A 24487-nucleotide genomic window follows, 5' to 3' on the forward strand; every position below is an offset into this window, starting at 1 on the left:
CATGTCACCCGGCGCCAGCCCGGAACGTGTCGTCATCAGGGTCGTGACCTCCTCCCTCGTCTCGGGAGGACGGCCCGACCCCGGTAAGTTCGCCGCCCTCGCGGACGACGTCGTACGGCTGCGCGCCGACGGGATCCAGCCGGTCGTCGTCGGGTCGGGTGCCGTGGCGGTGGGTACCGCCCGCCTGGCGGCGGGTTCGCCGGCCGCCGCCCCGGCCCGGCAGCTCGCCGCGGCCGTCGGCCAGGGGCCGCTGTTCGAAGCGTTCCGCAGCGCCCTGGAAGCACGAGGGCTGACGGCCGCGCAGATCCTGCTCACCCCGCTCGATCTGACCGGGCGTGAACACCGGGCCGGCGTGCGTTCCGTACTGGAGGCCGTGCTCGACGGCGGACTGGTGCCGTTCGTCAGCGAGAACGACGCCGTGATGGCCCGCAACCACGACGTCCTGGCCGCCCTGCTCGCCGCCTCGCTGAGGGCCTTCCGCCTGCTCCTGCTCACCGACGCGCCGGTTCCGTACGGGCGCGGGCCGGGCCGGCGGTCGCCCGCGCGGCGCGTATCGGAGGCCGCCGTGATGACGCCGGAGACCGAGTACGTGGCCGGAGCGGCGGCACAGGGGTACGGCACCGGCGGCATGTCCGCGACCCTGCGCGCCGCGTGGCTCGCCACGCTCGCCGGGGTCCCCGTGGTGATCGCCGAAGCCGCGACCGAGGACGTCGTCGTACGGGCCGCACAGGGGGAGGACATCGGTATGCTCGTGCACCCCCGGATCTGCGACCAGGACCCGGACCTCGAGCAGTTGTGGCGCTCGGTGTCCGCACCGTCCGCCGGGCGGCCGCCGTCCGGACCGGGCTCCGCTCCTTCGGCCGGCGCCATCGCGGGCGACTGGCGGATCATCGCCCGGGGCAGCCGGGCCGGGCTCGGCTCCGCTGACGCGGGCCTGCCGCCGGAGAACACGCCCCTCCTCGCGGCCGCGGTCGCGCGGTTGCTGCCGTTCGCAGGCCTGGCCACCGCCTGACCCCCGGCCGGCCCGCCCCGCCCCACCCCCGCCACCCGCACCTCCCCCGCACCCCCTGCACAAAGGAGTTCGGTTTGTCCAGCAAGCCCCCCATGCCGAAGGCGTTCCGCCGCCTCTGGCTCGCCTCGGGCGTGTCGTCCTTCGGCGACGGCGTCTACCTGACCGCGCTGCCGCTGCTGGCCGCGACCCTGACACGGGATCCCGTCCTGCTCTCGGTGGTCTCCGCGGCGGCCCTGCTGCCGTGGCTCCTGTTCGGCCTGATCGGCGGGGCGCTGGTCGACCGCTGGGACCGGCGGCGCACCATGTGGATCACGGACGCGGCCCGCGGCGCCCTCCTGCTGGCGGCGGTGGCGGGAGCGGCGGCGGGCTGGCTCGGGGTACCCCTGCTGATCGCGCTCGCGTTCCTGCTCGGGATAGGCCAGATCCTGTTCGACACCGCCGCCTCGGCGTTCCTGCCCGAGGTGCTGGACCGGGACCCGGGACTGCTGAAGCGGGCGAACGCCCGGCTGCGCGGCACCATGGACGTCCTCGACGGCTTCGCCGGACCGCCCGCCGGTGCGGCCCTGTTCAGCCTGGGCCGCACCATCCCCCTCGTCACCGACGCGGTGTCCTTCCTCCTCAGCGCGCTGGTGATCCGTTCGCTCCCGGCGAGCCCGCCCAAGCCCCGCGGTCCCAAGCGCTCGCTCCTCAAGGACGCGCGCGAGGGGGCGGTGTACCTGCTGCGGGACCCGCTGCTGCTCGGACTCTCCCTGCGCCCCGCCCTGGGCAACTTCGCCTTCAGCGCGGGCGCCGCCGTGTTCGTGCTGTTCGCGCAGGAGGAACTGCACCTGGGAGCGACGCAGTACGGCATCCTGCTCACGTCGGAGGCCATCGGCGGCTTCCTGGGCAGCGTCCTGTGCGGCTGGTTGAGCAGCCGCATCGGCATCGGCCGCTCGCTGATCCTGACGGCCGCGCTGCTGACCGCGGCGCAGACCGTGATCGGACTCTCCGACAGCCCCTGGGTGGTGGGTGTCTCCATGGCCGTGCGCGCCGCGGCGCTCGGCGCCACTATCGTGCTGTCCGCGACGGTGCGGCAGTCGATCGTGCCGGACGAGCTCATGGGCCGGGTCACGGCGGCCGGACGGCTGATGTCCTTGGGCGCCGCGCCCATCGGCGCGCTCCTGGGCGGTTGGCTCGCGACCGTGGGCGGACTGCGCGCGCCCTACCTGGTGGGCGCCGTGTTCCTGGCGGCCAGCACGCTGATCAGCATGACGCTGACCTCCAACCGCAGGGTCGAGGAGGCAATGGCCAAGGCCGCACAGGACCGTCGCCCCGACAGCGAGCCGGCGCCGGCGGCGCCGTGAGCGTGCCGAGGTTCGTACGCGCGGCGCTCCGGCGGCTGACCGGGCTGCTGTGCTGCACGACGTGCGTCGCGCTCCACGCGCGGGGGATCCGCCCGCCCGCCCCGCCGGCCGGCCGGAAGCCCGTATGAGCGCGGACGTCTGGTGGGGCGGCGCGGGTGCGCTCGTCCTGCTCGCCGCGGGGCTGGTCGCCATGGGCTGGGCGGCCGGCGGCGTCCTTCCCGGCTTGCCCCGGCTGCGCTGCGACCTGCCGGGACCCGTCTTCGCCGCCGTCATCGCCGGCTTCGGGGCCGGGCAGGTCGCGGCCGGTCTGCCCCTGCACCTGGGGCCGGGGCAGATCGTGCTGCTCTGCGGTCCGTGGCTGCTCGCCGGCGCCGTGTCCGCCGCGGCGGCGCGCCGCCCGGGCAGCCGGCCCGGCCAGGTGGCGGCCCCGCTGATCGCCCTGGCCGGCGGCTTCCTCGTGGCCGGCCTGACCGTCTGAGTCCTACGGCGCCGTTCCTACTGGAGCAGGCCGCGCTGTCCGGCCAGGTAGCCGGCCTGGAAGCGGCTGCGCGCGTCGAGGGTGTCCATGAGCCGGGCCACCATCCGCCGGTAGGTGCGCAGGGCCAGGCCCAGCTCCCGGGCGGCCGTCTCGTCCTTGGTCCCGAACGCCAGCTGCCGCAGCACCTCCCGGTCCAGCGGGTTCAGTTCTTCCTCGGACGGGGCCCTGTCCTCGATTCCGGCCGGTGCGGCCGCCGTCAACGAGCGCACCAGCATCGGCGTGAAGGGCAGCCGGTGTCCGATGACAGCGCCTTCGCTGTAGTCCTCCTCGTTCCGCGCCATGACGACGACGGACCGGTCGATGATCACCATGCGCGGGCTGCGGCCCGGCGTGGAGTGGATCTCCATCCCGGACCTGGCCAGCGCGGTGAGCCGGTGCTCCGGCAGTCCCGCGGTCCCGCGGGCGGCGGCTGGGATGAACACCTTCACGCTCACCTCGGTGTTCCCGGCGAGGCCGTGCGCGGCCGCGACGTCGACCTGCTCGTCAAAGCGCCCGTCCCCGGGCACGGCGAGCAGCACTTCGCTGCGTGCACCGTGGATCGCTTGGCGGATCTGCGCCTGACCAGCGAAGTTCATCTGCATGTCTGCCCCCTGTGTACGACTGACGGGAGCATAGGAAGATCATGACAGCGCTGTCAATTTCTTGCCAAACTATTGTCATCGCGTGCGCTCGCGTGATTAGGTGTTGACACGCCGAGAGGCGAAAAGCGGCCGGATCGCGTTGGTTCCGGCCCGTGTTGACCAAGGGGTTGGGGAATCATGACGCTGCAGTTCAAGTGGATGGCCGCGGTGTTCGGTCTGCTCGCGGTGGCGCTCTTCGGGCTGGGGCTCGACATGGCGGAGTCCGCGGGCAAGGGGGGATCTGCCGTGGTGGCGGACGGGCCGAGCGGGGCGCCGCGGAACGAGATCGGCTGGCCCTGATTCCAGGTGCCGCGGCGGAACGCGCCTGAGCAAGGCAAGCCATGACAAGATATAGGGATTAATTGACAAGCTTGTCGGTCGAAGGGCAATCTGGTGCGTATGCCTAGTGGAGCGGAGCGCGTACCGGAACAGCCGATGTTCGGCCGTCGGCTGCGTGCGCTGCGGACGGACCGCGGTCTCTCCCAGGCTGAGCTGGCCGGCACGGAGATTTCGGCGGCCTATCTCTCCAGGCTCGAATCCGGCGGCCGCCCGCCGACACCGCGGGTGCTGGCCTTCCTCTGTGCCCAACTCGACGTCTCGCCCTCGGAGTTCCGTTCCTCCTCGGGCAGTCCGCTCACCCAGGCCCTCGCCACGGTCGCGACCATGGGGGATTCGCCGCAGGCCGTCAGGGAACTGGAGACCGCCCTCCGGCAAGCCGGTGACATGGACGCGGTGCTGCGCTGGCAGGCCCAGTGGCTGCTCTCCCGCGCCTACCAGGCACAGGGGCGGGCGGCCGAGGAACTGGGTCTCCTGCGCGATCTCGTCGCGCTGGCCGACGACATCGACCTGCCCGACATGCGGGCGAGGTCGCGGGTGCGGCTCGCGCGCAGGCTCCGCGCCTCGGGCGAACTCGTCGAGGCGCGCGCCGCGGCGAGTGACGCCCTGGCCCTGGCGACGTCGCACGCGCTGTCGCGGCGTGACGTCGTGGAGGCGACGCTGACTCTCGTCTCCATCGACGCGGAGACCGGGCAGCTCGGCGCGGCGCGCAAACGCGCCGACGAACTGATCGGCTCCCTCTCCTCCCCGCCCGACGGCGACGCTTCCTCGCAAGAGGTGCCGCCGCGCCTCCGCGTGGAGGCCCTGTGGACGGCCGCCGGTGTGGCCGTCCGCCAAGGCGACCGGGAGGGCACCACCTCCCTGCTGGATGCCGCGCTCACGTGCATGCCCAGCAACGAGGACCCCGTGCTGTGGATGAGGCTGCGCCTCGCGGCCACCTCGATGTACCTCCAGATGGACCCCCGCGACACCGCCGAGGCCAGGCGCCGTCTCGACGAGGCCCGCTCGGCCGTGGCCCTGGTGGGCATGCCCCTGCACCAGCTCGAGGTGCTGCTGCTCGAATGCCAACTCGCCTTCCACGAAGGCCGCTACGCGCTCGCGGGGGAGATCGCCGAGCGGCTCGGCGCCGCCCCCGAGGGGATGAGCCGACGGGACCAGGTGGCGCTGGAGATCCTGCGCAACCAACTGGCGGTCATCGAAGGGCATCCGGGCCCCGCCCTCGCCGCCATGGAGCGCATCGCCAAGGAGGCGCGCGAGTCGGGGAACGTCGAGCTGTCGGCCGAGGTCTGGCGCGCGTTGGCGGAGTCCCTCGCCGCGGCCAACGGCGTCGCCCACCAGTAGGGGCTGTCTTGCCGATCGGGCCGGGCTCGCGCCGCCTGGCACCGCGCCTCGCCGCGTTGTCGTCGGTCGCCGACGTCCCCCAGCTACCGCTGGGAGGTGCCCCCACCGCGTCGACTCTCCCCCAGACTCCGTCCGGGGGGACCCCCATCCTCCGCCTTGCGATCCACGGCACCTGACACCGCTCCCTGATCCGGCCTGATCGACAAGACACCACCTAACAAAGCACTACTAGGGCGCGCCCTCCCGCACGCCCTCCCGGCGCCGCGCCCGCATGCAGCCGCGCCACGAGGTTCCGCCGCGCCCGGATCGTGCTCCCGAGTTCCCTTCCCCGGGCCGTGACCGGCCCCGGCACGTGTCCGGCGTGGCGGCCGCGTTGCGGGGCCGTGAAATCCGGCCACGGTTTTCGGCCGCCGGGCCGGGGTGGCGCACTGCCCCCGGATGCCGGGAAAGGCCAGGTCACATGGGGTGTGAAGGGCCGGTTTCGGGTTTCGGCCGATGCCCCGCCGGGGGCCTTCGACGGGGGTTGACCGGGGGCAGGGGTGCTGTCAGGCTCCGAGCCATGACCGCGAACGCACTCCTCGTCCCGCGGCTCCACACCCCCGGCTCCTGTACCGCGCCCGGCGGGTGTCCGGGCCGCTGTCCGGCCCCGCACCGCGCCTGAGTCCGGCTGCCCCCAGGGCGTCACGCCCCGGCGCCGTCCACGCTTCGGCGGTCCCACGCCCCGGCGGCTTCGCCGCCCGGTGCCTCCGCGGCCCTCGCTTCCCGAAGCCCGGCCCGCGCGTCTCCCCGTACCCGCATCGCGTCGTACCGCGCTGCCTCCTGCCCGCCGGGCCGCCCCGTACCTCCATTTCTGACCCACGTCCCTGACCAGGGAGTTCTCATGGCCACTGCCACTGCCACTGCCACTGCCACTGCCACAGCCGCCTCCGTCACCGTCGCGAAGATCGGCGGCCGCATCGGCGCCGAGCTCGGCGGCGTACGACTCGGCGGAGACCTGCCCGCCGCCACCGTCGCCGAGATCCGCGCCGCGCTCCTCGCCCACAAGGTCGTCTTCTTCCGCGGGCAGGACCACCTCGACGAGGCCGGCCACGAGGCCTTCGCCCAGCTGCTCGGCACGCCCGTCGCGCACCCCACCGTCCCCTCCGCGGACGGCCGTTACGCCCTCGGCATCGACTCCCACCACGGCGCCCGCGCCAACCAGTGGCACACCGACGTCACCTTCGTCCCCGCCTACCCGGCCTTCTCCATCCTCCGCGCCGTCACCATCCCCCCGTACGGCGGCAACACCCTCTGGGCCAACACCGCCACCGCCTACGCCAACCTCCCCGCGCCGCTCCGGGCGCTCGCCGACAGCCTGCGCGCCGTCCACTCCAACGAGTACGACTACGCCGCGCTGAAGCCCGACGCCCTGCCCGAGGCGCTGGCCCAGTACCGCGAGGTCTTCACCTCCACCACGTTCCTCACCGAGCACCCGGTGGTCCGCGTCCACCCCGAGACCGGCGAACGCACCCTGCTGCTCGGCAACTTCGTCCAGCGGATCAGCGGGCTCACCGGCCGCGACTCCCGCGTGCTCCAGGACCTCTTCCAGGCCCACATCGAGAGCCCCGAGAACACCGTCCGCTGGCAGTGGCGGGCCGGCGACGTCGCCATCTGGGACAACCGCGCCACCCAGCACTACGGGGTGGACGACTCCGGCGACCACGAGCGCACCCTGCGCCGCGTCACCGTCGACGGCGACGTCCCGGTCGGCCCCGACGGCGAGCCCTCCCGGCTGATCAGTCCGGAGACCGTCCCGGACCCCTCCTTCGGCATCGCCTCGGGCGCTTCGAACGCCTCCACCGCCTTCACCGCCTCCGCCTGACCGTCCAGCTCCCGTACGACACCCAAGGAGCCCCCGTGCCCCAGCTGCTCGCCCTCACCGGCAGTCCGTCCCTCCACTCCCGTACCGAGGTCGTCGCCGACCACGTGCTGCGCCGCCTCTCCCACTCCGGCTTCGAGACCGCGCACCTCGCCGTCCGCGAACTCCCCGCCGCCGACCTGCTCTCCGCCCGGCGCGGCGAGCCGGAGATCCGCCGGGCACTCGAAGCCGTCGCCCAGGCCGACGGGATCGTCCTCGCGACCCCGGTCTACAAGGCCTCGTACACCGGCCTGCTCAAGGCCTTCCTCGACCTCCTCCCGCAGGACGGCCTGGCCGGCAAGACGGTCCTGCCGCTCGTCACCGGCGGCAGCCTCGCCCACGTCCTGACCATCGACTACGCCCTGCGCCCCGTGCTCGCCGCCCTCGGCGCGCGGCACGTCACCGCCGGCCGGTTCGTCCTCGACGCCTCCGTCGAGCGCGGTTCGGGCCCCGACCGGCTGCGGCCCGAGGCGGAGCTGGACCTCTTCCAGGCCGTCGACGAGTTCGCCGACGCCCTGCGCTCCGCGCGCACCGCCGCGCACACCACCGCCACCGCGCTCACCGCCGCCCCGTAATACAGCCCGCCCCGCGACCAGCACCCACAAGGACCCGTCATGCCCGCAGCCCCCGCCTCGACCTCCACCTCCCGACGCCAGTTCCTGACCCTGCTCGGCATCTCGGCGGCCGCGGTGAGCTGCGGCACGGCCACCGCCACCGGCGGATCCGGCTCCGGCGCGCAGGTCAAGACCCTGAAGTACCAGGGCTCGGTGGGCGCGGTCACGCTCCCCGAACTCGCCGCGGACCTCGGCTACTTCGAGGACGTCACCCTCGAATGGGTCGGCAACACCACCAGCGGCCCGCAGGACATCCAGTCCGCCGCCACCGGCCAGACCCACTTCGGCAGCGCCTTCAACGGCGCGGTCATCAAGCTCGCCGCCGGCAAGGCCCCGATCAAGGCGGTCATCTCCTCCTACGGCTCGGACCAGTACTCCTACGCCGGCTACTTCGTCCTGGAGGACAGCCCGATCCGCTCCGCCCGGGACCTGATCGGCAGATCGGTCGGCATGAACACCCTGGGCGCCCACTACCAGGCGCTGCTCGACACCTACCTCAGCCGCAACGGCCTCTCCAAGGCGGACGCGGCCAAGGTCGAGGCCCTGGTCGTACCGCCCGTCAACACGGAACAGGCCCTGCGTGCCCGGCAGATCGAGGTCGGGGTGCTCACCGGCATCCTGCGCGACAAGGCCGTCGCCTCCGGCGGCATCCGCCCGCTGTTCACCGACGTGGAACTGCTCGGCCCGTTCAGCGCGGGCACCTACATCATGACCGAGCGCTTCATCAAGCAGAACCCGGACACCGTACGGACCTTCGTGACGGGCGTGGCCAAGGCCATCGAGTGGTCCCGCACCACCCCGCGCGAGGAGGCCGTCGCCCGGATGACCGAGATCGTCAAGAAGCGCGGCCGCAACGAGGACACCACCGCCTTGCAGTACTGGCGCTCCTTCGGGATCGCCGAGACGGGCGGCCGGATACCCGACAAGGAGTTCCAGCTCTGGCTCGACTGGCTCGGCGAGCGCGGCGAGATCAAGAAGGGCCAGTTCACGCCGTCCGACCTCTACACCAACGAGTTCAACGGCTACGGAAAGGGCTGACCGGACATGTCGAAGATCGTGTTCGAGGGAGTGCGCAAGACCTTCGGGGACTTCACCGCTCTCGACGGCATCGACCTGGAGATCCGCAGCGGGGAGTTCCTCGTGGTCGTCGGCCCCAGCGGCTGCGGCAAGTCCACGCTCCTCGACCTCCTCGGCGGGCTGTCGGCCCCCACGGCCGGGCGGATCCTGCTCGACGGCAAGCAGGTCACCGGGCCGGGCCTGGACCGGGGCATCGTCTTCCAGCAGTACGCGCTGCTGCCGTGGCGCACCGCCCAGGGCAACGTCGAGTTCGGCCTGGAGGCCACCGGTGTGCCGCGGCGGCAACGCGCCGCCCGGGCGAAGGAGTTCCTGGACCTGGTCGGACTGACCGGCTTCGAGGACCGGCATCCGCACCAGCTCTCCGGCGGCATGCGCCAGCGCGTCGCCATCGCCCGCTCGCTGGCGTACGACCCGGACGTGCTGCTGATGGACGAGCCGTTCGCCGCGCTCGACGCGCAGACCCGCGAGTCCCTCCAGGACGAGCTGCGCCGCATCTGGCAGAGCACCGGCAAGACCGTCGTCTTCATCACGCACGGCATCGAGGAGGCCGTCTACCTCGGGCAGCGGGTGGCCGTCATGACCTCCCGGCCCGGCCGGGTCAAGGAGGTAGTCCCGGTCTCCTTCGGCGACCGCGACGGACTGCTGGGGGAGGCCCTGCGGTCCAGCCCGGAGTTCGCCCGCTACCGGCACGAGATCTGGAACCTCCTCCACGACGAGGTGGCCCGCGCCCAGCAACTGGAGAAGGAGGCGGCAGCCGTATGACCACCGGAACCGACACCACCGCCCTGGCGGCCGCGGGCCTCACGGCCCCGTCCGAAACCGCCCCGTCCGAGTCCGCCCCGTCCCAGTCGGCCCCGTCCCAGTCGGCCCCGTCCGAGTCCGCCCCCGCCGCCCGGACCTCCCCCGCCGCCCGGACCGCCCCGGCCGGAGCCCCGGACCTCAAGACCCCGGCCCCGGCTGCGGCATCCGCCCCGGCATTCGCGCCGGCTCCCGCCCCCGCCTCCACCCGTACGAAGTCCGGCGCACGGGCCGTCGTACGCGTTCTGAAGGCCGTCGCCGTGCGGACCGCCGCGATCCTCGCCCTGATCGCCCTCTGGGAGATCGCCCCGCGCGCCGGCCTGGTCGATGCCACCTTCCTGCCTCCCGTCAGCGAGGTCGCCGTCGCCTGGTGGGAGCTGGCCGGCGACGGCCGGCTCGCCGAGCACACCCAGGCCAGCCTGATCCGCTCCTTCGGCGGCTTCGGCATCGCCGTGGCCATCGCCGTCCCGCTCGGCCTGCTCATCGGCTGGTACCGGCCCCTCGCCGACCTCCTCGGGCCGCTGCTGGAGGTCTTCCGCAACACCGCGGCCCTCGCGCTGCTCCCGGTCTTCGTGCTGCTCCTCGGCATCGGCGAGACCTCGAAGGTGTCGATCGTCGTCTACGCCTGCCTCTGGCCCGTCCTGCTCAACACCATCAGCGCCGTCCGGAACGCCGACCCCACCCTGGTCCGGCTCGCCCGGTCGATGGACCTCTCCACGCCCCGCCTGTTCCAGAAGGTGATCCTCCCGGCCTCCGTACCGGCGATCTTCACCGGCATCCGGCTCGCAGGAGCCGTCTCCATCCTCGTCCTCGTGGCCGCCGAGATGATCGGCGCGAAAGCGGGACTCGGCTATCTGATCAACGCCTCGCAGTTCAACTTCGCGATCCCGCAGATGTACGCGGGCATCATCACGATCTCTGCGATCGGCGTCGCCTTCAACCAGCTCCTCGTCACCGCCGAACGCCGCCTCAGCCTCTGGCGCGTCCCCGCCTCTTCCTAGGGAAACCCACATGACCGACCAGACGCCCCGGACCCTCCACCTCAACGCCTTCCTCATGAACGCCGGACACCACGACGCCGCCTGGCGCCACCCGGACAGCACCCCCGAACGCGTCACCGACCTGCGGTACTTCCAGGAACTGGCCCGCACCGCCGAGCGCGGACGGCTCGACTCGATCTTCTTCGCCGACGGGGTCGCCCTCTGGGGCAAGGCCCGCTACAACGCCGTCGGCGGGTTCGAGCCGCTCACCCTGCTCTCCGCGATCGCCGCCGTCACCGAGCACATCGGGCTGATCGCCACCGTGTCCACCACCTTCAACGAGCCCTTCCACACGGCCCGCAAGTTCGCCTCCCTCGACCACATCAGCGGCGGCCGGGCCGGCTGGAACATCGTCACCTCCGGCAGCGTCGACGAGGCCCGCAACTTCAACCGGGACGAGCACCTGGAGCACGGCCTCCGCTACGACCGGGCCCGCGAGTTCCTCGACGTCGCCACCAAGCTCTGGGACAGCTGGGAGGACGACGCGATCGTCCTCGACAAGGAGCGCGGCATCTACGCCGACACCGACAAGCTCCACCCCGCCGCCCACCGCGGCGAGCACTTCGGCGTGGCCGGCCCGCTCAACGTGCCCCGCTCCCCGCAGGGCCATCCGCTCCTGGTGCAGGCCGGCTCCTCCGAGGACGGCAAGGAGTTCGCCGCCCAGTACGCGGAGGCCGTCTTCACCGCCCAGCAGACCCTCGCCGACGGCCAGACCTTCTACAAGGACCTCAAGTCCCGCCTGGCGAAGTACGGCCGCACCGAGAGCGACCTGCTCGTCCTGCCCGGCATCGCGCCCGTCATCGGCTCCACCGAGGCCGAGGCCAAGGCCCTGGAGCAGCAGCTCACCGACCTCCAGGTGCCGGAGTACGGCCTCGCCCAGCTCTCCACCATGCTCGGCGTCGACCTCACCGGCCACCCCCTCGACGGCACGCTGCCCGAGCTCCCGGAGGAGCGGGACATCAACGGCAACAAGAGCCGTTTCACCCTCGTCGCCGAACTGGCCCGCCGCGACGGCCTCACCCTGCGCGAGCTGATCGCCCGCCTCGGCGCCGGCCGCGGCCACCGGGTCTTCGCCGGCACCCCCGAGCAGGTCGCCGACCAGCTGGAGCAGTGGTTCACCCAGGGCGCCGCCGACGGCTTCAACATCATGGCGCCGGTCCTGCCCACCGGCCTGACCGACTTCGTCGACCACGTCGTGCCGATCCTCCAGCGGCGCGGCCTCTTCCGCACCGAGTACACCGGCCGGACCCTCCGCGAGCACTACGGCCTGCCCCGCCCGGCCAACCGCCACACCCGGCCGGTCACCGCCTGAGCGGCGGTCGGACGACGGCCACCGAGGGGGGCGGACGTCCAGCTCGGTGGCCGTGACCGCGGCGGCCCCGGTCGCCCCCGCGGACGATGAGCGGAACGGACCCCACCTGCGCGGCTGGAACGGGCCGTAGGGTCCGGAGACCATGAGCACCTTCCTCCACCAGCCGCGGCTGTCCGCCGACGAGCTCTTCCGAACCCTGCGCGCCCGCTTTCCCGGGGCGAACCTGGAGCGGACCACCACAGCCGCCGGAGTCGAGGTGATCGGCGTGTCCGTGGCGCGGAACCGGGTGCGCGCGGTGTGGGACGAGTGGCGTGGGAGGCACGGCGAGACCGGCTGGTGGCCGTACGTCACGCGGCTGTCGCCGGACGACGTGGCCGTCACCGGTGGGCGCGACCGCGTCGATGCCGCCGCCCTGGAGGAATTGATGTCCGGGGTGGTGTGCCAGGACCACGACGCGCTCGCGGCGTCCGTCACGGTGTCGGGCTTCCGGTGGTCGGCGGAGGGCGGGGACGAGGAGGACGCGGAGGAATGGCGCGACGCGTACGATCCGGACCGGCTGGCGCCGGAGCTGGGCCCCGCGCTCGCGCAGCCGCTTCCCGGGGTGTCGCGTTGGGGGACCGGCGATCGGGACGTCTTCAGGACCCACGGCCGGCGATGGCTCAACTTCGTGCCCGCGCGCGGCGGGTACGAGCTGCCCGTGCTCCTGCCCTGGCTGATCGGTACGGGCAACTGGTCGGGGTACGGCGACCGGATCCTCTCCCTCGCCGACGACGCGGCCGTGCTCAGGCGCTGGCACGAGCAGTGGGGGGCCGAGGTCTTCCTCGCCCAGGGCGCGTACCTGGAGCTGGTCGTCGACAGACCGCCTCTGGAGCCCCGGGCCGCGGCGCAGGTCGTCACGGAGTTGCTCGGCTACTGCCGGGACGTGGTGGGGGACCCGCGGGGTGTCGGCGACGGCATGGCCCGGTCGACGATGTGGTCCCTCTGGTGGGACTGAGTCCCGCCCGCGCCGTCGGGGCGGGCCCGCCGGCCCCGAGGTGCTCCGGCCGGCCCGCCCCGCCCGCGCTCAGACCGTGAGGACGATCTTGCCCCGGGTACGGCCCGCGGCGCTCAGTTCCCAGGCCTTGGCGGCCTCGGCGAGCGGCAGCGCGTGCTCCACGTTGACGGTGAGGCGGCCTGCGTCGGCCAGCTCCGCCAGGAAGGTCAGGTCGGCGGTGTCCGGTCGCACCCACAGCTGGTGGGCGCCCTTGGCTGCGGCCTCGTAGTCGGCGATGGAGACCACCCGGTCGCGCTGCTTGACGAGCGACTGGAGGATCCCGATGACGTCGTCCCCGTAGAAGTCGAGGGCCGCGTCGACGCCTTCGGGCGCCAGCTCGCTGATGCGGTCGGCCATACCGTCCCCGTACAGCACGGGCTCGGCGCCGAGCGCGCGCAGGTAGTCGTGGTTGTGCGCGCCCGCCGTGCCGATGACCCGCAGACCGAGCGCGACGGCGATCTGCACGCCGAAGGAGCCGGTGCCGCCCGCCGCGGAGTGGATGACGACCGTCTCGCCGGCCGTGAGGCCCACGCGGGTGAGCGACTGGTACGCGGTGAGCCCGGCCAGCGGGATGCCCGCGGCCTGCTCGAACGTCAGCTCACGGGGCTTGCGGGCGAGGGTGCGGACGGGGGCGCTGACCAGTTCGGCGTAGGTGCCTAGCTCCACCCACTCCTTGCGGACGTAGCCGTACACCTCGTCGCCCACGGCGTGGTCGAAGGTGTCCGGGCCGACCGCCTCGACGATCCCGGCCACGTCCCAGCCGGGTATGACGGGATGGCGGACTTCGAGGATGGGATCGAGGTATCCGGCGGCGAGCTTCCAGTCCACCGGATTCACGCCCGCGGCCTTGACGCGGACGAGCACCTCGCCCGGCCCGACCTTGGGCTCCGGTGCGTCAACGACCTTGAGGTTCTCGGCAGTTCCGTATGCGCTGTATGCGATGGCCTTCATGATCACCGCCAACCGGGAGCGGCGGCCCGCTATTCCCGGCCGGCTTCAGGCGGGGAGGGTGTTGCGGTGCGAGCGCCGCCTGGCCGCGCTGAAGAGGGCCTGGATCTGGGCTCCCGACTGCTCCACGTCGTCGAGCGGCGAGGGGAAGGGCAGCCGTACGTCGTGGTGGCCGCGCCGCTCCTCCAGCCGCAGGGTGATCCCGTACCGGTCCATCGCGACGGGCAGCGCGCGGACCACGGCGGCGGTGGGCAGCGGCCGGACCAGGCGCAGGAGCAGGGTGACGAGGTCGGCGTGGTCGTCGAGGAGGTGCGTGAGCATGCCGGCCTCGTACGGGGCAAGCGGGTCGGGGCGGGCAGCGTCCAGCTCGTGGAGGCCCACGTACGAGTAGCCGTCCGCGGTCTCCAGGACCGCCTGGCCGAACTCCACGCAGGTGGAGTCGGCGCTCTCGTCCGCGTCGTTCGCGTACGGGGTGAGCAGGCGGCCCAGGAGGGTCACCCGGGCGCGCACCCGGTCGCGGACGGGGGTGGGGGCGACGTCGGTGAACTCCAGCCGGATCGCGGGCCGTAGCTCGGCATCGCCCCCGGGCTCGGCGGGGTGCAGGTGCAGCCGGCCCATGGGGTCCGTGCCGTCGAGGTGGCGGACCTCGGTGCGCAGTCCGTCGGTGACCACGGTCATGGAGTGGGCGGCGGCCAGGACGGACCGGACCCGCTCGGCATCGGTGGGACGGGCGGCCGGGTGGGCAGGGGCACCGGACATGCGCATCTGGATCTTCTCCATCGTCGCGAGTTGGTTAGGTATGCCTAACCTAACCTATTTCGTTCGCGGGGAGTAGCCGGTCTGGTCGTGTCGGTGTTGGGCTGAACGGGTGAAACGCGAGAGGATGGCGGAATGCACATGAAGCGCGCGGCCGAGGCGGCCCGGTGAGCAGGTACGACGTCACCGACGAACAGTGGGAGGGGCTCGCGCAGGTGGTCCCCCTGCGCAGTCGCAACGAATGGCCCTCCCGGGTGGACCACCGCACCATCCCCACGGCGCCCGGGGCGTCGGCGGCGGAGCAGCGGCGCTTCGTGGTGATCCGGGTTCAGATCTTCGCGGACGCGCGGGAGGTGGCGGAGTATCTGATCGCGCAGATCCCGGTACTGCTCGACCTCACCGGTGCGGACAGCGAAGTGGCCAAGCGGATCCTGGACTTCAGCAGTGGTGTCGTCTTCGGACTCGGCAGCGGGATGCACCGGGTCGACCGGAACGTCTTCCTGCTGGCGCCCGTCGGGACCGAGGTCGAGGGGATCGCGGCCGCCGCCGTCCCCCGATCGTAGGAAGGTCGGCGCGACGGAACGGTTCGCCGGGTCCACGGGGGGTCCGGCGGCCCGTACCGTCCCGCGCATGGACGCCCCCCTGGACGCGCCGGCGGGCCTCGCCCCCGCCGCGGTCGCGTTAGCCGATGCCGATTCCGCCGACTTCGGTGTTTCCGCCGATTCCGTCGATGCCGACGAACCCGCTGTTGCCGCCTTTCCCACCAGTCCCGCCTTTCCCACCAGTTCTGCCAGTCCCGCCCCCGCCGCTCCCGCCGCTCCCGCCGCTCCCGCCGTTCCCGCGCAGGCGGGTCGTGCCCAGCCGCGGCCCGTGGTCACCGAGTTACGGCTCTCCGCCTTCGGGCCGCACCGCGGCGCGGCCTTCCGGCTCGGGCCCGTCACCCTCTTCGCCGGGCCGAGCGGCAGCGGCAAGTCCCAGGCGCTGGCGGCCTACGAGGCCCTCGCCGTGCTGGCTTCCGGAGCCACCCTGGAGGAGGCTTTCCCCGACCCCGGTGCCCGGATCCCCGACCTGGCCGTCCCCGACGCCGAGCGGCGACGCGGCTTCCGCATCGGCTGCACGGTCGACGGCCCCGCCGGTCCGGTCCGGCTCGACCTCGCCGTCCAGGCCGAGCCCACCCTGCGCATCGTCGGCGAACGGCTCTCGCAGGACGGGCGGATCCTGCTCGCCACCGCCCTGCGCGACCCCGGCCGGCGGTCCGTACAGGCCGCGTGGCTGACCGGCGGCGCCATCGGCGTCACCCGGGCCCCGCTGCCCGACGACCGGCTCGGCACCGCCCTGCTCCCGCTCCGCGTGGCCGGTGCCACGGCCGGTCAGCGCCAGGTCCTGGCCTCCGCCGAGCAGGTCGTGGTGGCCCTGCGCTCGGTGTTCCCCTGCGATCCCCGCCCCGAGCGGATGCGCGCCCCCGTCCCGCCGGGGGAGGGCCGGCTGCTGGGCGACTGCGCCAACCTAGCCGACGTACTGCGCCGGACCCGCCACGAATGCGGCACCCGGCACGCGCTGCTGGCCGAGGCGGCCCGCACCGGCTGCGCGGGGCCGGTCACCGGGCTGGACGTACGGGTCCTCGCGGGCGGCCCCGTCACGGCGGTCCTCGACCGGGGCACCGCCCGGCCCGCCACGGAACTGGCCCGCCTCGGCGCGGGCGAACTGCGCTTCCTCGCGCTGGCGCTGGTCCTGCTGACCGGCCCCGGGGTGCTCGCCATGGACCCGGCCGCCGAACTGCTCTCCGCGCGGCAGGCGCTGACGGTGCTGGCCGACGGTTTCGACCGGGGCCTGGACCGGGCCCAGAGCGCCGAACTGCTCCGGCTGGCCCAGCTGTCCTGCGGACGCGGGCACATCCGGCTGGTGGCGGCGGTGGGTGAGGGGACCGCGGCGGCCGCCCGCCGGCTCCCGGGGGTCACGGTGGTAGACCTGAACCCGTGACCGACATGAACGACACGAACGACGTGAACGACACGAACGACACGGATGGCGCGGATGGCGCGGATGGCGCGGATGGCGCGGATGACGCGGATGACGCGGGCCGGGGCCGGACGGACGAGACCCCCGCACCACCCGCCGACGATCGGCTGGACCGACTCCGGCGCAGACTCGTCGACTTCGCGGCGGCGCGCGGCTGGGAGCCGTACCACACGCCCAAGAACCTGGCGGTGGCGCTGAGCGTGGAGGCTTCCGAACTGGTCGAGATCTTCCAGTGGCTGACGCCCGAACAGTCGGCGAGGGTCATGGAGCAGCCGGAGACGGCCCACCGCGTGGCCGATGAGGTGGCCGACGTTCTCGCGTATCTGCTGCAGTTCTGTGAGGTCCTCGGGGTGGATGTGCTGGATGCGCTCGCCGCGAAGATCGAGAGGAACGAGCTCCGCTTCCCGGTGCCGGGTGGTCCGACATCGAATCGTCACTCTTCGGAGTGATGGACTCCTCCACAATCACGTTTGTGTCCACATTTTCCGAATACCCCTGGCTTTACTGGCCCGTTGCCCTCACTCTGGGTAGTGGTGAGGAACGGTGGGATGTCGTGCGGACGGGGGACGGCATATGGATGCGGTACGGCTCATCGCGGTCGGCCGGCACGCGCTGGCACAGAGCGGGGCTGCGTGGGACATCGTGGGCGAGGCCTGGCAGGCCCAGGCGCTCGCGCAGGGTGTAGGAGGCTATCTGGCGGTCACCGGGCCGCCGGAGATGAGAGCGGAGGCACGGGGACTGGGGGAAGCGGGAAGCAGAGGCTGCGGGGTGATCGACCGGGCGGCCCTGCGCGGAGAGGGCAGCGCGCCCGAGTATCCGCCGCGGGCCGCGCAGCTGACGGAGGTGTCGGACGTCCGGCAGGCACTGCTCGGACTCCAGGCGCTGCTGGGCGAAGTGGGCATAGCCCTGGTCGGGGTCGCCTGCGGGACGGACGACGAGACCCTGTACTGGCAGTGCATAGAGTCGATCGACGCTGCTGACGAGTCGAGCGACCGGGTCCGGGCGATCCTGCGCCGCATGGCGGTGCGCGAGCGGGGGTCCGCCTCGGGCGTGGCCTGAGCGGGGCGATACGAGGGGTCCCGCCGCGCGCGACGGGACCCGCCCGGTCAGTACGACGGGTAGGTGGGGCGCTCGCTCTCGGGGGCGCGGCTGCCGGGGGTGCAGTCCGTAGAGGACTGGAGGTCGGCGTCGAGCTGCGAAAGGTCGGCGTTCAGCGCCGCCATCAGCTCTTCCATCTGCTGCAGCAGGCCCTTCGGCGCGCCGCCCTGGGCGGGCGCGGCGGATTCCTGGCGTGCATGGTCGTGTGCTGCCTGTCCGGTCTGTCCGGTGTGCTCGGGCACGGACTCGTGGGACATGGCGGCCTCCTCGGCCCTGGCCCTTCCAAGGCGGAAGGGGGCGGTGGACGCACCGGCGAAAGGCCGCCGGCGCGCGGGCCGGGCGGTCCGGCTCCGTCCGAGCCAACGATCCCCTTCCGGGCTGGTCACTGGCGGGGCCGGGGGCGGACACGTCCGGTTGACGCGATTCACCCGGCAGGGGCGGGGAGGGCGGGAGGGCGGGACGGAAGGCAGGATGGAGGGCATGGACCTCCGCATTTTCACCGAGCCCCAGCAGGGTGCGAGCTACGAGACCCTCCTGACCGTCGCCAAGGCCACCGAGGACCTGGGCTTCGACGCCTTCTTCCGCTCAGACCACTATCTGAGGATGGGCTCGGCCGACGGCCTGCCCGGCCCCACCGACGCGTGGATCACCCTCGCGGGCCTGGCCCGCGAGACCCGGCGGATCCGCCTGGGCACGCTGATGACGGCCGGGACCTTCCGGCTGCCCGGCGTGCTCGCCATCCAGGTGGCCCAGGTCGACCAGATGTCCGGCGGCCGGGTCGAACTGGGCCTGGGCGCCGGATGGTTCGAGGAGGAGCACAAGGCGTACGGGATCCCCTTCCCGGCGGACCGGATGGCCCGGCTGGAGGAACAGCTGGAGATCGTCACCGGTCTGTGGGCCACCGAGGTGGGCGACACCTTCGACTACGCGGGCACCCACTACACGGTGGAGAAGTCGCCCGCGCTCCCCAAGCCCGCCCAGGCCAAGGTGCCCGTCCTCGTCGGCGGCCACGGCGCCCGGCGCACCCCGCGGCTCGCCGCGCGGTACGCGGACGAGTTCAACATGCCCTTCGCCTCGGTCCCGGACAGCGAGCGGCAGTTCGGCCGGGTCCGCGAGGCCGCCGAGGAGGCCGGGCGCAAGCCCGACGACCTCGTCTACTCCAACGCCCTCGTGGTCTGCGTCGGCAAGGACGACGCCGAGGTGGCCCGCCGGGCCGCCGCCATCGGCCGCGACGTGGCCGAGCTCAAGGCCAACGGCCTGGCCGGCTCCCCGGCCGAGGTCGTGGACAAGATCGGGTCCTACGGCGCCATCGGCTCCTCCCGGGTCTACCTCCAGCTGCTCGACCTCGACGACCTGGACCACCTGGACCTGATCTCCGCCCAGGTCCTCTCCCAGCTCGCCTGACCGAGGTCCCGGAACCGAGGATCCAGGACCGAGGATCCAGAACCGAGGACCCAGGACCCAGGACCGAGGAGGCAGTACCGATGCCACGCGCGTCCGGCCCGCTCGCCGAAGCCCTGGCCCGCAGGACCGTGCTCCTGGACGGCGGGCTGAGCAACCAGCTCGCCGACCAGGGCTGCGACCTGTCCGGCGCCCTCTGGACGGGCCGCGTGCTCGCCGAGCGGCCCGACCAGGTCGAGGCCGCCCACAGGGCGTACGCACGGGCCGGCGCCGAGGTGCTGATCACCGCGAGCTACCAGATCGGCCCCGGCCACCCCCGGGCCACCGACCTGCTCCACCGCAGCGTGGACCTCGCCGCCCGCGCCGCCGAGGCCGCCGACCACGAGGTGTGGGTGGCCGCCTCCGTCGGCCCGTACGGAGCGGTGCTCGCGGACGGCTCCGAGTACCGGGGCCGGTACGGCCTGAGCGTGCGCGAACTCGCCGCCTTCCACCGCCCCCGCGTCGAGGCCCTGCTCGCCGCGGGCCCCGACGTCCTCGCCCTGGAGACCCTCCCCGACCCGGACGAGGCCGAGGCCCTGCTCACTGTCCTCGCGGAGACGGGCGCCCCGGCCTGGCTGAGCTACACCGTCGCCGACGGCCGTACCCGCTCCGGCGGCCCCCTCCCCGAGGCCTTCGCCCTCGCGGCCGCGGCGCCGGAGGTCATCGCGGTCGGCGTCAACTGCTGCGATCCGGCGGAGGTCCTGCCCGCCCTCGAAGCGGCGGCCGCCACCACCCGCAAGCCGCTCCTGGCCTACCCCAACGACGGCTCCGTCTGGGACGCCGCCACCCGCACCTGGCAGTCCCCCCGGACCCCCGTCCCCTGGCCCACCGATGCCTGGCACCGGGCGGGCGCCCGCCTCATCGGCGGCTGCTGCCGCATCGGCCCCGCCCGGATCGCGGATCTGGCCGCCGGAAAATAGGGCGCAGCCAGGGCGGGTGACCAGCAACAATCGGTCGTGTGTTCCTGACGATCTCCACCACCGGCTCCCCTGAACGACCCGCTACCGACCTGGGCTACCTGCTGCACAAGCATCCCGGGAAGACGCAGGCGTTCTCCACCTCCCACGGCACCGCCCACGTGTTCTACCCCGAGGCCACGGCCGAACGGTGCACGGCGGCCCTGCTGCTGGAGGTGGATCCCGTCGCGCTCGTGCGGCGCGGTCAGGGCAAGGGCCGGGGCGGGGCGCCCGACGCCGCGCTCGCGCAGTACGTCAACGACCGCCCGTACGCCGCGTCCTCGCTGCTCGCCGTCGCGCTCAGCGGGGTGTTCCGCAGCGCGCTCAAGGGCCAGTGCGCCGTCCGCCCGGAACTGCCCGAGCAGGCCCTGCCGCTGCGCGTCGAGATCCCGGTGCTGCCCGCGCGCGGCGGGCCGGAGCTGGTGCACCGGCTGTTCGATCCGCTCGGCTGGGACCTCGTACGGGCCGAGCCCGTACCGCTCGACGAGCAGTTCCCCGAGTGGGGGGACTCCCGTTACGTGCGGCTCGTGCTGGAGGGCGAGCTGAAGCTCGCCGACGCCCTGCGCCAGCTGTACGTCCTGCTGCCCGTGCTCGACGACGCCAAGCACTACTGGATCGCCCCCGACGAGGTCGACAAGCTGCTGCGCGCCGGGGACGGCTGGCTCGCCGCCCACCCCGAGAACGGACTGATCAGCTCCCGCTACCTCGCCCGCCACAAGCGGCTGACCCAGGACGCCCTGGAGCGCCTGGAGCTGGTCCGCCTCGCCGAGGCCGACGGCAGCGAGGTGGAGGAGCTCGACAACGCCGTGGACGAGAGCCGTGACACGGAGGAGAGGCCCGTACCGCTCGCGGTGCACCGGCGGGACGCGATCCTCGCCGCCCTGCGGGTCGCCGGCGCCCAGCGGGTGCTCGACCTCGGGTGCGGACAGGGGCAGTTGGTCCAAGCGCTGCTCAAGGACCCGGCGTACACCGAGATCGTCGGCATGGACGTGTCCATGCGGGCGCTGAACCTCGCGGCCAAGCGGCTGCGGCTGGAGCGGATGGGGGAGCGGCAGAGCACGCGCGTCCGGCTGCTGCAGGGATCGCTCGCCTACACCGACAAGCGGCTGGCCGGCTACGACGCCGCCGTGCTCAGCGAGGTCATCGAGCACCTGGACCCGGAGCGGCTGCCCGCGCTGGAGTACGCGGTGTTCGGCTCGGCCCGCCCCCGCACGGTCCTCGTCACCACCCCGAACGTCGAGTACAACGTCCGCTGGGAGTCCCTGCCCGCCGGGCACGTCCGCCACGGCGACCACCGCTTCGAGTGGACCCGCGCGGAGTTCCGCGCCTGGGCCGACGCCGTCGCACGGCGGCACGGGTACGGCGTCGAGTTCGTCCCCGTGGGCGACGACGACCCCGAGGTCGGACCGCCGACCCAGATGGCCGTCTTCACGCAGTCCGACGCCACCGACCCCACGACCGACCCCACGACCGACCCCACGACCGACCCCACGACCGACCCCACGACCGACCCCACGACCGACCCCACGACCGACACCACGAACGACCCCAGCACCGACCCCACCACCGACACCCCGAAGGAGGGCGAGGCGGCATGACCGGCACCGAGACCCACCGCGTACTTCCCGTCACCGACCTGTCCCTCGTCGTCCTGATCGGGGCCACCGGATCGGGCAAGTCCACCTTCGCCCGCAAGCACTTCAAGCCCACCGAGGTGATCTCCTCCGACTACTGCCGGGGCCTGGTCAGCGACGACGAGAACGACCAGAGCGCGAGCCGGGACGCCTTCGACGTCCTGCACTACATCGCCGGCAAGCGCCTCGCCGCCGGACGCCTCACCGTCGTCGACGCCACCAGCGTCCAGGCCGACGCCCGCCGTCAGCTGGTCCAGCTCGCCCGCGAGCACGACGTGCTGCCCATCGCCGTCGTCCTCGACATGCCCGAAGAGGTCTGCGCCGAGCGCAACGCCGCCCGCCCCGACCGGGCCGGCCTGCCCCGCGCCGTCATCCAGCGCCACCGCCGCGACCTGCGGCGCTCGCTGCGCGGCCTGGAGCGCGAGGGCTTCCGCAAGGTGCACGTGCTGCGCTCGGTCGAGGAGGCCGAGACGGCGGAGGTGGTCCTGGAGAAGCGGTTCAACGACCTCACCCACCTCACCGGCCCCTTCGACATCGTCGGTGACATCCACGGCTGTGCCTCCGAACTGGAGACCCTGCTCGCCAAGCTCGGCTACGAGGACGGGGTGCACCCCGAGGGGCGCACCGCCGTCTTCGTCGGCGACCTCGTCGACCGCGGGCCGGACAGCCCGGGCGTCCTGCGCCGCGTCATGGGCATGGTCAAGTCCGGCAACGCCCTGTGCGTGCCCGGGAACCACGAGAACAAGCTCGGCCGTTACCTCAAGGGCGCCAAGGTCCAGCAGACCCACGGCCTCGCCGAGACGATCGAGCAGCTCAGCCACGAGCCGCAGGAGTTCGTCGAGGAGGTACGGGAGTTCATCCGCGGCCTCGTCAGCCACTACCTCCTCGACGGCGGCAGGCTCGTGGTCTGCCACGCCGGCCTGCCCGAGAAGTACCACGGCCGGACCTCCGGCCGGGTCCGCTCGCACGCCCTGTACGGGGACACCACCGGCGAGACGGACGAGTTCGGCCTGCCCGTGCGCTACCCGTGGGCCGAGGACTACCGCGGCAAGGCCGTCGTGGTGTACGGCCACACCCCGGTCCCGAACACCGCCTGGATCAACAACACCATCTGCCTCGACACCGGCGCGGTCTTCGGCGGGAAGATGACCGCCCTGCGCTGGCCCGAGCGCGAACTGGTCGACGTACCGGCCGAGAAGGTCTGGTACGAGCCCGCGCGTCCGCTCGCCGCCGAGGCGCCGGGCGGACACGACGGCCGCCCGCTCGACCTCGCCGACGTCCACGGCCGCCGGATCGTGGAGACCCGGCACCTGGGCAACGTCAACGTCCGCGAGGAGAACGCGGCCGCCGCCCTGGAGGTCATGAGCCGCTTCGCGGTCGACCCGCGGCTGGTTCCGTACCTGCCGCCGACCATGGCGCCGACGGCCACCTCCCGGGAGGAGGGCTTTCTGGAGCACCCGGCCGAGGCCTTCGCCCAGTACCGCAAGGACGGCATCGCCCAGGTGGTGTGCGAGGAGAAGCACATGGGCTCCCGCGCCACCGTCCTGGTCTGCAAGGACGCCGACGCGGCGCGCGAGCGCTTCGGAGTCGAGGGCCCGACCGGGTCCGTCTACACCCGCACCGGGCGGCCCTTCTTCAAGGACCCCGAGGTCACCGAGGAGGTCCTCACCCGGCTCCGCTCGGCCGTCACCGACGCCGGACTGTGGGAGGAGCTCGGCACGGACTGGCTGCTGCTCGACGGCGAACTGCTGCCCTGGTCCCTGAAGTCCGCCGGCCTGCTGCGCAACCAGTACGCCGCCGTGGGCGCGGCCTCGGGCGCCGTCTTCCCGGGCGCGATCGCCGCCCTGGAGGCGGCCGCCGTCCGGGGCATCGACACCGGCGAACTGCTGGAGCGCCAGCGCGGCCGGGCCGAGGACGCGGCCGCCTTCACCGACGCCTACCGGCGCTACTGCTGGACCACCGACGGGCTGGACGGCGTACGGTTCGCGCCCTTCCAGCTGCTGGCGGCGGCCGGGCGGTCGCTGGCCGCGGTGCCCCACGACGAGCAGCTGTTCTGGCTGGACCGGCTCGTCGCCGCCGACGAGGCGGCGGGCACCGGGCTGCTGCGGCGCACCGGCCGGATCCTGGTGGACACCGCGGACGAGGACTCCGTACGGGCGGGCACCGACTGGTGGCTGGAGCTGACGGCAGCGGGCGGCGAGGGCATGGTCGTCAAGCCGCTCCAGGCGTACGCCCGCGACGGGAAGTGCCGGCTGGTCCAGCCCGGGGTCAAGGTGCGCGGGCGCGAGTACCTGCGGATCATCTACGGGCCGGAGTACACGCGCCCCGACCACCTGGAGCGGCTGCGCGAGCGGTTCCTCGGCCACAAGCGCTCGCTCGCCCTGCGCGAGTACGCGCTCGGGCTGGAGGCGCTGGACCGGCTGGCGGCGGAGGAGCCGCTGTGGCGGGTCCACGAGGCCGTCTTCGCGGTGCTCGCCCTGGAGTCGGAGCCGGTCGACCCCCGGCTCTGAGATCCACCCGGGCGCAAACCGGGTCGTGGACCCGGGCGTGACCGGTGCGTAAAGCCAGGACCCCCGTACGGCCTCGAATTAGGTCGTATGGGGGAACTTTCGCGGAGAACTCCGGGAAACCCACCGGCGGGATCGTTCATCCAGGGCAGCGGAATGTCCGCGACC

General features: G+C 73.1%; 24 protein-coding genes. 20 read left to right on the forward strand and 4 right to left on the reverse strand.

All coding sequences use genetic code 11. The features are described from left to right. Nucleotide 1 precedes the first annotated feature (1 nt). From ACGFYQ_RS27055 to ACGFYQ_RS27065, 3 genes are all read left to right on the forward strand, one after another. Complete coding sequence (locus tag ACGFYQ_RS27055; RefSeq protein WP_393748174.1) at nt 2–1012, forward strand: hypothetical protein; 1011 nt, start codon at nt 2–4, stop codon at nt 1010–1012. 74 nt (nt 1013–1086) lie between these two features. After that, complete coding sequence (locus tag ACGFYQ_RS27060) at nt 1087–2355, forward strand: MFS transporter (RefSeq protein WP_393748176.1); 1269 nt, start codon at nt 1087–1089, stop codon at nt 2353–2355. Nucleotides 2356–2479: 124 nt separating this feature from the next. Beyond that, nucleotides 2480–2833 (forward strand): hypothetical protein, encoded by a 354-nt coding sequence (locus tag ACGFYQ_RS27065; RefSeq protein ID WP_393748178.1) that lies wholly within the window; start codon nt 2480–2482, stop codon nt 2831–2833. 17 nt (nt 2834–2850) lie between these two features. Here the strand turns inward: ACGFYQ_RS27065 and ACGFYQ_RS27070 are convergent, their stop codons facing one another. Next, nucleotides 2851–3474 (reverse strand): hypothetical protein, encoded by a 624-nt coding sequence (locus ACGFYQ_RS27070; protein WP_393748180.1) that lies wholly within the window; start codon nt 3472–3474, stop codon nt 2851–2853. Between the two features lie 177 nt (nt 3475–3651). On the opposite strand from ACGFYQ_RS27070, the gene ACGFYQ_RS27075 reads away from it, so the two are divergent. From ACGFYQ_RS27075 to ACGFYQ_RS27115, 9 genes are all read left to right on the forward strand, one after another. Next, entirely contained in the window at nt 3652–3813 is a 162-nt protein-coding gene (locus ACGFYQ_RS27075) for a hypothetical protein (RefSeq protein ID WP_393748182.1), read from the forward strand. 99 nt (nt 3814–3912) lie between these two features. Next, nucleotides 3913–5190, forward strand: a complete 1278-nt coding sequence (locus tag ACGFYQ_RS27080; RefSeq protein ID WP_393748184.1) for a helix-turn-helix domain-containing protein — start codon at nt 3913–3915, stop codon at nt 5188–5190. 880 nt (nt 5191–6070) lie between these two features. Then, entirely contained in the window at nt 6071–7051 is a 981-nt protein-coding gene (locus ACGFYQ_RS27085; protein ID WP_393748186.1) for a TauD/TfdA dioxygenase family protein, read from the forward strand. Nucleotides 7052–7086: 35 nt separating this feature from the next. Then, nucleotides 7087–7662, forward strand: coding sequence for an NADPH-dependent FMN reductase (ssuE, locus tag ACGFYQ_RS27090; RefSeq protein WP_393748189.1), 576 nt, complete (start codon nt 7087–7089; stop codon nt 7660–7662). A 39-nt stretch (nt 7663–7701) separates the two neighbouring features. Beyond that, on the forward strand, nt 7702–8739 hold the full coding sequence (locus ACGFYQ_RS27095) for an ABC transporter substrate-binding protein (RefSeq protein WP_393748191.1): 1038 nt from the start codon (nt 7702–7704) through the stop codon (nt 8737–8739). 6 nt (nt 8740–8745) lie between these two features. After that, nucleotides 8746–9540 carry an ABC transporter ATP-binding protein gene (locus ACGFYQ_RS27100; protein WP_393748193.1) on the forward strand — a complete coding sequence of 265 codons (795 nt, stop codon included), beginning with the start codon at nt 8746–8748 and terminating at the stop codon, nt 9538–9540. Continuing rightward, nucleotides 9537–10577 (forward strand): ABC transporter permease, encoded by a 1041-nt coding sequence (locus tag ACGFYQ_RS27105; protein ID WP_393748195.1) that lies wholly within the window; start codon nt 9537–9539, stop codon nt 10575–10577. The genes ACGFYQ_RS27100 and ACGFYQ_RS27105 overlap by 4 nt, the downstream gene beginning before the upstream one ends. A gap of 10 nt (nt 10578–10587) precedes the next feature. Further along, entirely contained in the window at nt 10588–11928 is a 1341-nt protein-coding gene (locus ACGFYQ_RS27110; RefSeq protein ID WP_393748197.1) for an LLM class flavin-dependent oxidoreductase, read from the forward strand. 142 nt (nt 11929–12070) lie between these two features. Beyond that, complete coding sequence (locus ACGFYQ_RS27115) at nt 12071–12922, forward strand: DUF4253 domain-containing protein (protein WP_393748199.1); 852 nt, start codon at nt 12071–12073, stop codon at nt 12920–12922. 69 nt (nt 12923–12991) lie between these two features. Here ACGFYQ_RS27115 and ACGFYQ_RS27120 read toward each other — a convergent pair whose 3' ends face one another. Next, nucleotides 12992–13912, reverse strand: a complete 921-nt coding sequence (locus tag ACGFYQ_RS27120; RefSeq protein WP_393748201.1) for an NADP-dependent oxidoreductase — start codon at nt 13910–13912, stop codon at nt 12992–12994. A 45-nt stretch (nt 13913–13957) separates the two neighbouring features. Beyond that, on the reverse strand, nt 13958–14689 hold the full coding sequence (locus ACGFYQ_RS27125; RefSeq protein ID WP_393748203.1) for a DUF2470 domain-containing protein: 732 nt from the start codon (nt 14687–14689) through the stop codon (nt 13958–13960). Nucleotides 14690–14832: 143 nt separating this feature from the next. Here ACGFYQ_RS27125 and ACGFYQ_RS27130 point away from each other — a divergent pair, with 143 nt between their 5' ends. The 4 genes from ACGFYQ_RS27130 (at nt 14833) to ACGFYQ_RS27145 (ending at nt 17743) form a co-directional block, all read left to right on the forward strand. Continuing rightward, the gene (locus ACGFYQ_RS27130; RefSeq protein ID WP_030012729.1) at nt 14833–15228 is read left to right on the forward strand and encodes a cell division protein SepF; all 396 of its coding nucleotides are present in this window, start codon (nt 14833–14835) and stop codon (nt 15226–15228) included. A gap of 67 nt (nt 15229–15295) precedes the next feature. Beyond that, nucleotides 15296–16645: an AAA family ATPase gene (locus tag ACGFYQ_RS27135; RefSeq protein ID WP_393748205.1), complete on the forward strand. Its 1350-nt coding sequence runs from the start codon at nt 15296–15298 to the stop codon at nt 16643–16645. Between the two features lie 146 nt (nt 16646–16791). Beyond that, complete coding sequence (locus ACGFYQ_RS27140; RefSeq protein ID WP_393748553.1) at nt 16792–17133, forward strand: nucleotide pyrophosphohydrolase; 342 nt, start codon at nt 16792–16794, stop codon at nt 17131–17133. 124 nt (nt 17134–17257) lie between these two features. Continuing rightward, entirely contained in the window at nt 17258–17743 is a 486-nt protein-coding gene (locus tag ACGFYQ_RS27145; RefSeq protein WP_393748207.1) for a DUF6099 family protein, read from the forward strand. Between the two features lie 47 nt (nt 17744–17790). Here the strand turns inward: ACGFYQ_RS27145 and ACGFYQ_RS27150 are convergent, their stop codons facing one another. Next, nucleotides 17791–18039 (reverse strand): hypothetical protein, encoded by a 249-nt coding sequence (locus ACGFYQ_RS27150; RefSeq protein WP_393748209.1) that lies wholly within the window; start codon nt 18037–18039, stop codon nt 17791–17793. A gap of 223 nt (nt 18040–18262) precedes the next feature. Between ACGFYQ_RS27150 and ACGFYQ_RS27155 the strand changes: the two genes are divergently transcribed. The 4 genes from ACGFYQ_RS27155 (at nt 18263) to ACGFYQ_RS27170 (ending at nt 24322) form a co-directional block, all read left to right on the forward strand. Continuing rightward, a complete protein-coding gene (locus ACGFYQ_RS27155) occupies nt 18263–19186 on the forward strand; it encodes an LLM class F420-dependent oxidoreductase (RefSeq protein ID WP_393748211.1) in 924 nt (307 codons plus the stop codon). A gap of 80 nt (nt 19187–19266) precedes the next feature. Further along, nucleotides 19267–20142 carry a homocysteine S-methyltransferase gene (mmuM, locus tag ACGFYQ_RS27160; RefSeq protein WP_393748213.1) on the forward strand — a complete coding sequence of 292 codons (876 nt, stop codon included), beginning with the start codon at nt 19267–19269 and terminating at the stop codon, nt 20140–20142. A gap of 38 nt (nt 20143–20180) precedes the next feature. After that, nucleotides 20181–21776 (forward strand): 3' terminal RNA ribose 2'-O-methyltransferase Hen1, encoded by a 1596-nt coding sequence (locus ACGFYQ_RS27165; RefSeq protein WP_393748215.1) that lies wholly within the window; start codon nt 20181–20183, stop codon nt 21774–21776. Beyond that, the gene (locus tag ACGFYQ_RS27170; RefSeq protein WP_393748217.1) at nt 21773–24322 is read left to right on the forward strand and encodes a polynucleotide kinase-phosphatase; all 2550 of its coding nucleotides are present in this window, start codon (nt 21773–21775) and stop codon (nt 24320–24322) included. Before ACGFYQ_RS27165 ends, ACGFYQ_RS27170 begins: the two co-directional genes overlap by 4 nt. Nucleotides 24323–24487 lie beyond the last annotated feature (165 nt).

This window comes from Streptomyces sp. NPDC048258, from assembly GCF_043201995.1.
Lineage (GTDB): Bacteria > Actinomycetota > Actinomycetes > Streptomycetales > Streptomycetaceae > Streptomyces.

Bases quoted from the DNA above. Each gene is read 5' to 3' on its own strand.
- ACGFYQ_RS27055 (WP_393748174.1), top strand. From the start codon at position 2: ATGTCACCCGGCGCCAGCCCGGAACGTGTCGTCATCAGGGTCGTGACC.
- ACGFYQ_RS27065 (WP_393748178.1), top strand. From the start codon at position 2,480: ATGAGCGCGGACGTCTGGTGGGGCGGCGCGGGTGCGCTCGTCCTGCTC.
- ACGFYQ_RS27070 (WP_393748180.1), bottom strand. From the start codon at position 3,474: ATGCAGATGAACTTCGCTGGTCAGGCGCAGATCCGCCAAGCGATCCAC.
- ACGFYQ_RS27075 (WP_393748182.1), top strand. From the start codon at position 3,652: ATGACGCTGCAGTTCAAGTGGATGGCCGCGGTGTTCGGTCTGCTCGCG.
- ACGFYQ_RS27080 (WP_393748184.1), top strand. From the start codon at position 3,913: ATGCCTAGTGGAGCGGAGCGCGTACCGGAACAGCCGATGTTCGGCCGT.
- ACGFYQ_RS27085 (WP_393748186.1), top strand. From the start codon at position 6,071: ATGGCCACTGCCACTGCCACTGCCACTGCCACTGCCACAGCCGCCTCC.
- ACGFYQ_RS27095 (WP_393748191.1), top strand. From the start codon at position 7,702: ATGCCCGCAGCCCCCGCCTCGACCTCCACCTCCCGACGCCAGTTCCTG.
- ACGFYQ_RS27100 (WP_393748193.1), top strand. From the start codon at position 8,746: ATGTCGAAGATCGTGTTCGAGGGAGTGCGCAAGACCTTCGGGGACTTC.
- ACGFYQ_RS27105 (WP_393748195.1), top strand. From the start codon at position 9,537: ATGACCACCGGAACCGACACCACCGCCCTGGCGGCCGCGGGCCTCACG.
- ACGFYQ_RS27110 (WP_393748197.1), top strand. From the start codon at position 10,588: ATGACCGACCAGACGCCCCGGACCCTCCACCTCAACGCCTTCCTCATG.
- ACGFYQ_RS27115 (WP_393748199.1), top strand. From the start codon at position 12,071: ATGAGCACCTTCCTCCACCAGCCGCGGCTGTCCGCCGACGAGCTCTTC.
- ACGFYQ_RS27120 (WP_393748201.1), bottom strand. From the start codon at position 13,912: ATGAAGGCCATCGCATACAGCGCATACGGAACTGCCGAGAACCTCAAG.
- ACGFYQ_RS27125 (WP_393748203.1), bottom strand. From the start codon at position 14,689: ATGGAGAAGATCCAGATGCGCATGTCCGGTGCCCCTGCCCACCCGGCC.
- ACGFYQ_RS27135 (WP_393748205.1), top strand. From the start codon at position 15,296: ATGGACGCCCCCCTGGACGCGCCGGCGGGCCTCGCCCCCGCCGCGGTC.
- ACGFYQ_RS27145 (WP_393748207.1), top strand. From the start codon at position 17,258: ATGGATGCGGTACGGCTCATCGCGGTCGGCCGGCACGCGCTGGCACAG.
- ACGFYQ_RS27150 (WP_393748209.1), bottom strand. From the start codon at position 18,039: ATGTCCCACGAGTCCGTGCCCGAGCACACCGGACAGACCGGACAGGCA.
- ACGFYQ_RS27155 (WP_393748211.1), top strand. From the start codon at position 18,263: ATGGACCTCCGCATTTTCACCGAGCCCCAGCAGGGTGCGAGCTACGAG.
- mmuM (WP_393748213.1), top strand. From the start codon at position 19,267: ATGCCACGCGCGTCCGGCCCGCTCGCCGAAGCCCTGGCCCGCAGGACC.
- ACGFYQ_RS27170 (WP_393748217.1), top strand. From the start codon at position 21,773: ATGACCGGCACCGAGACCCACCGCGTACTTCCCGTCACCGACCTGTCC.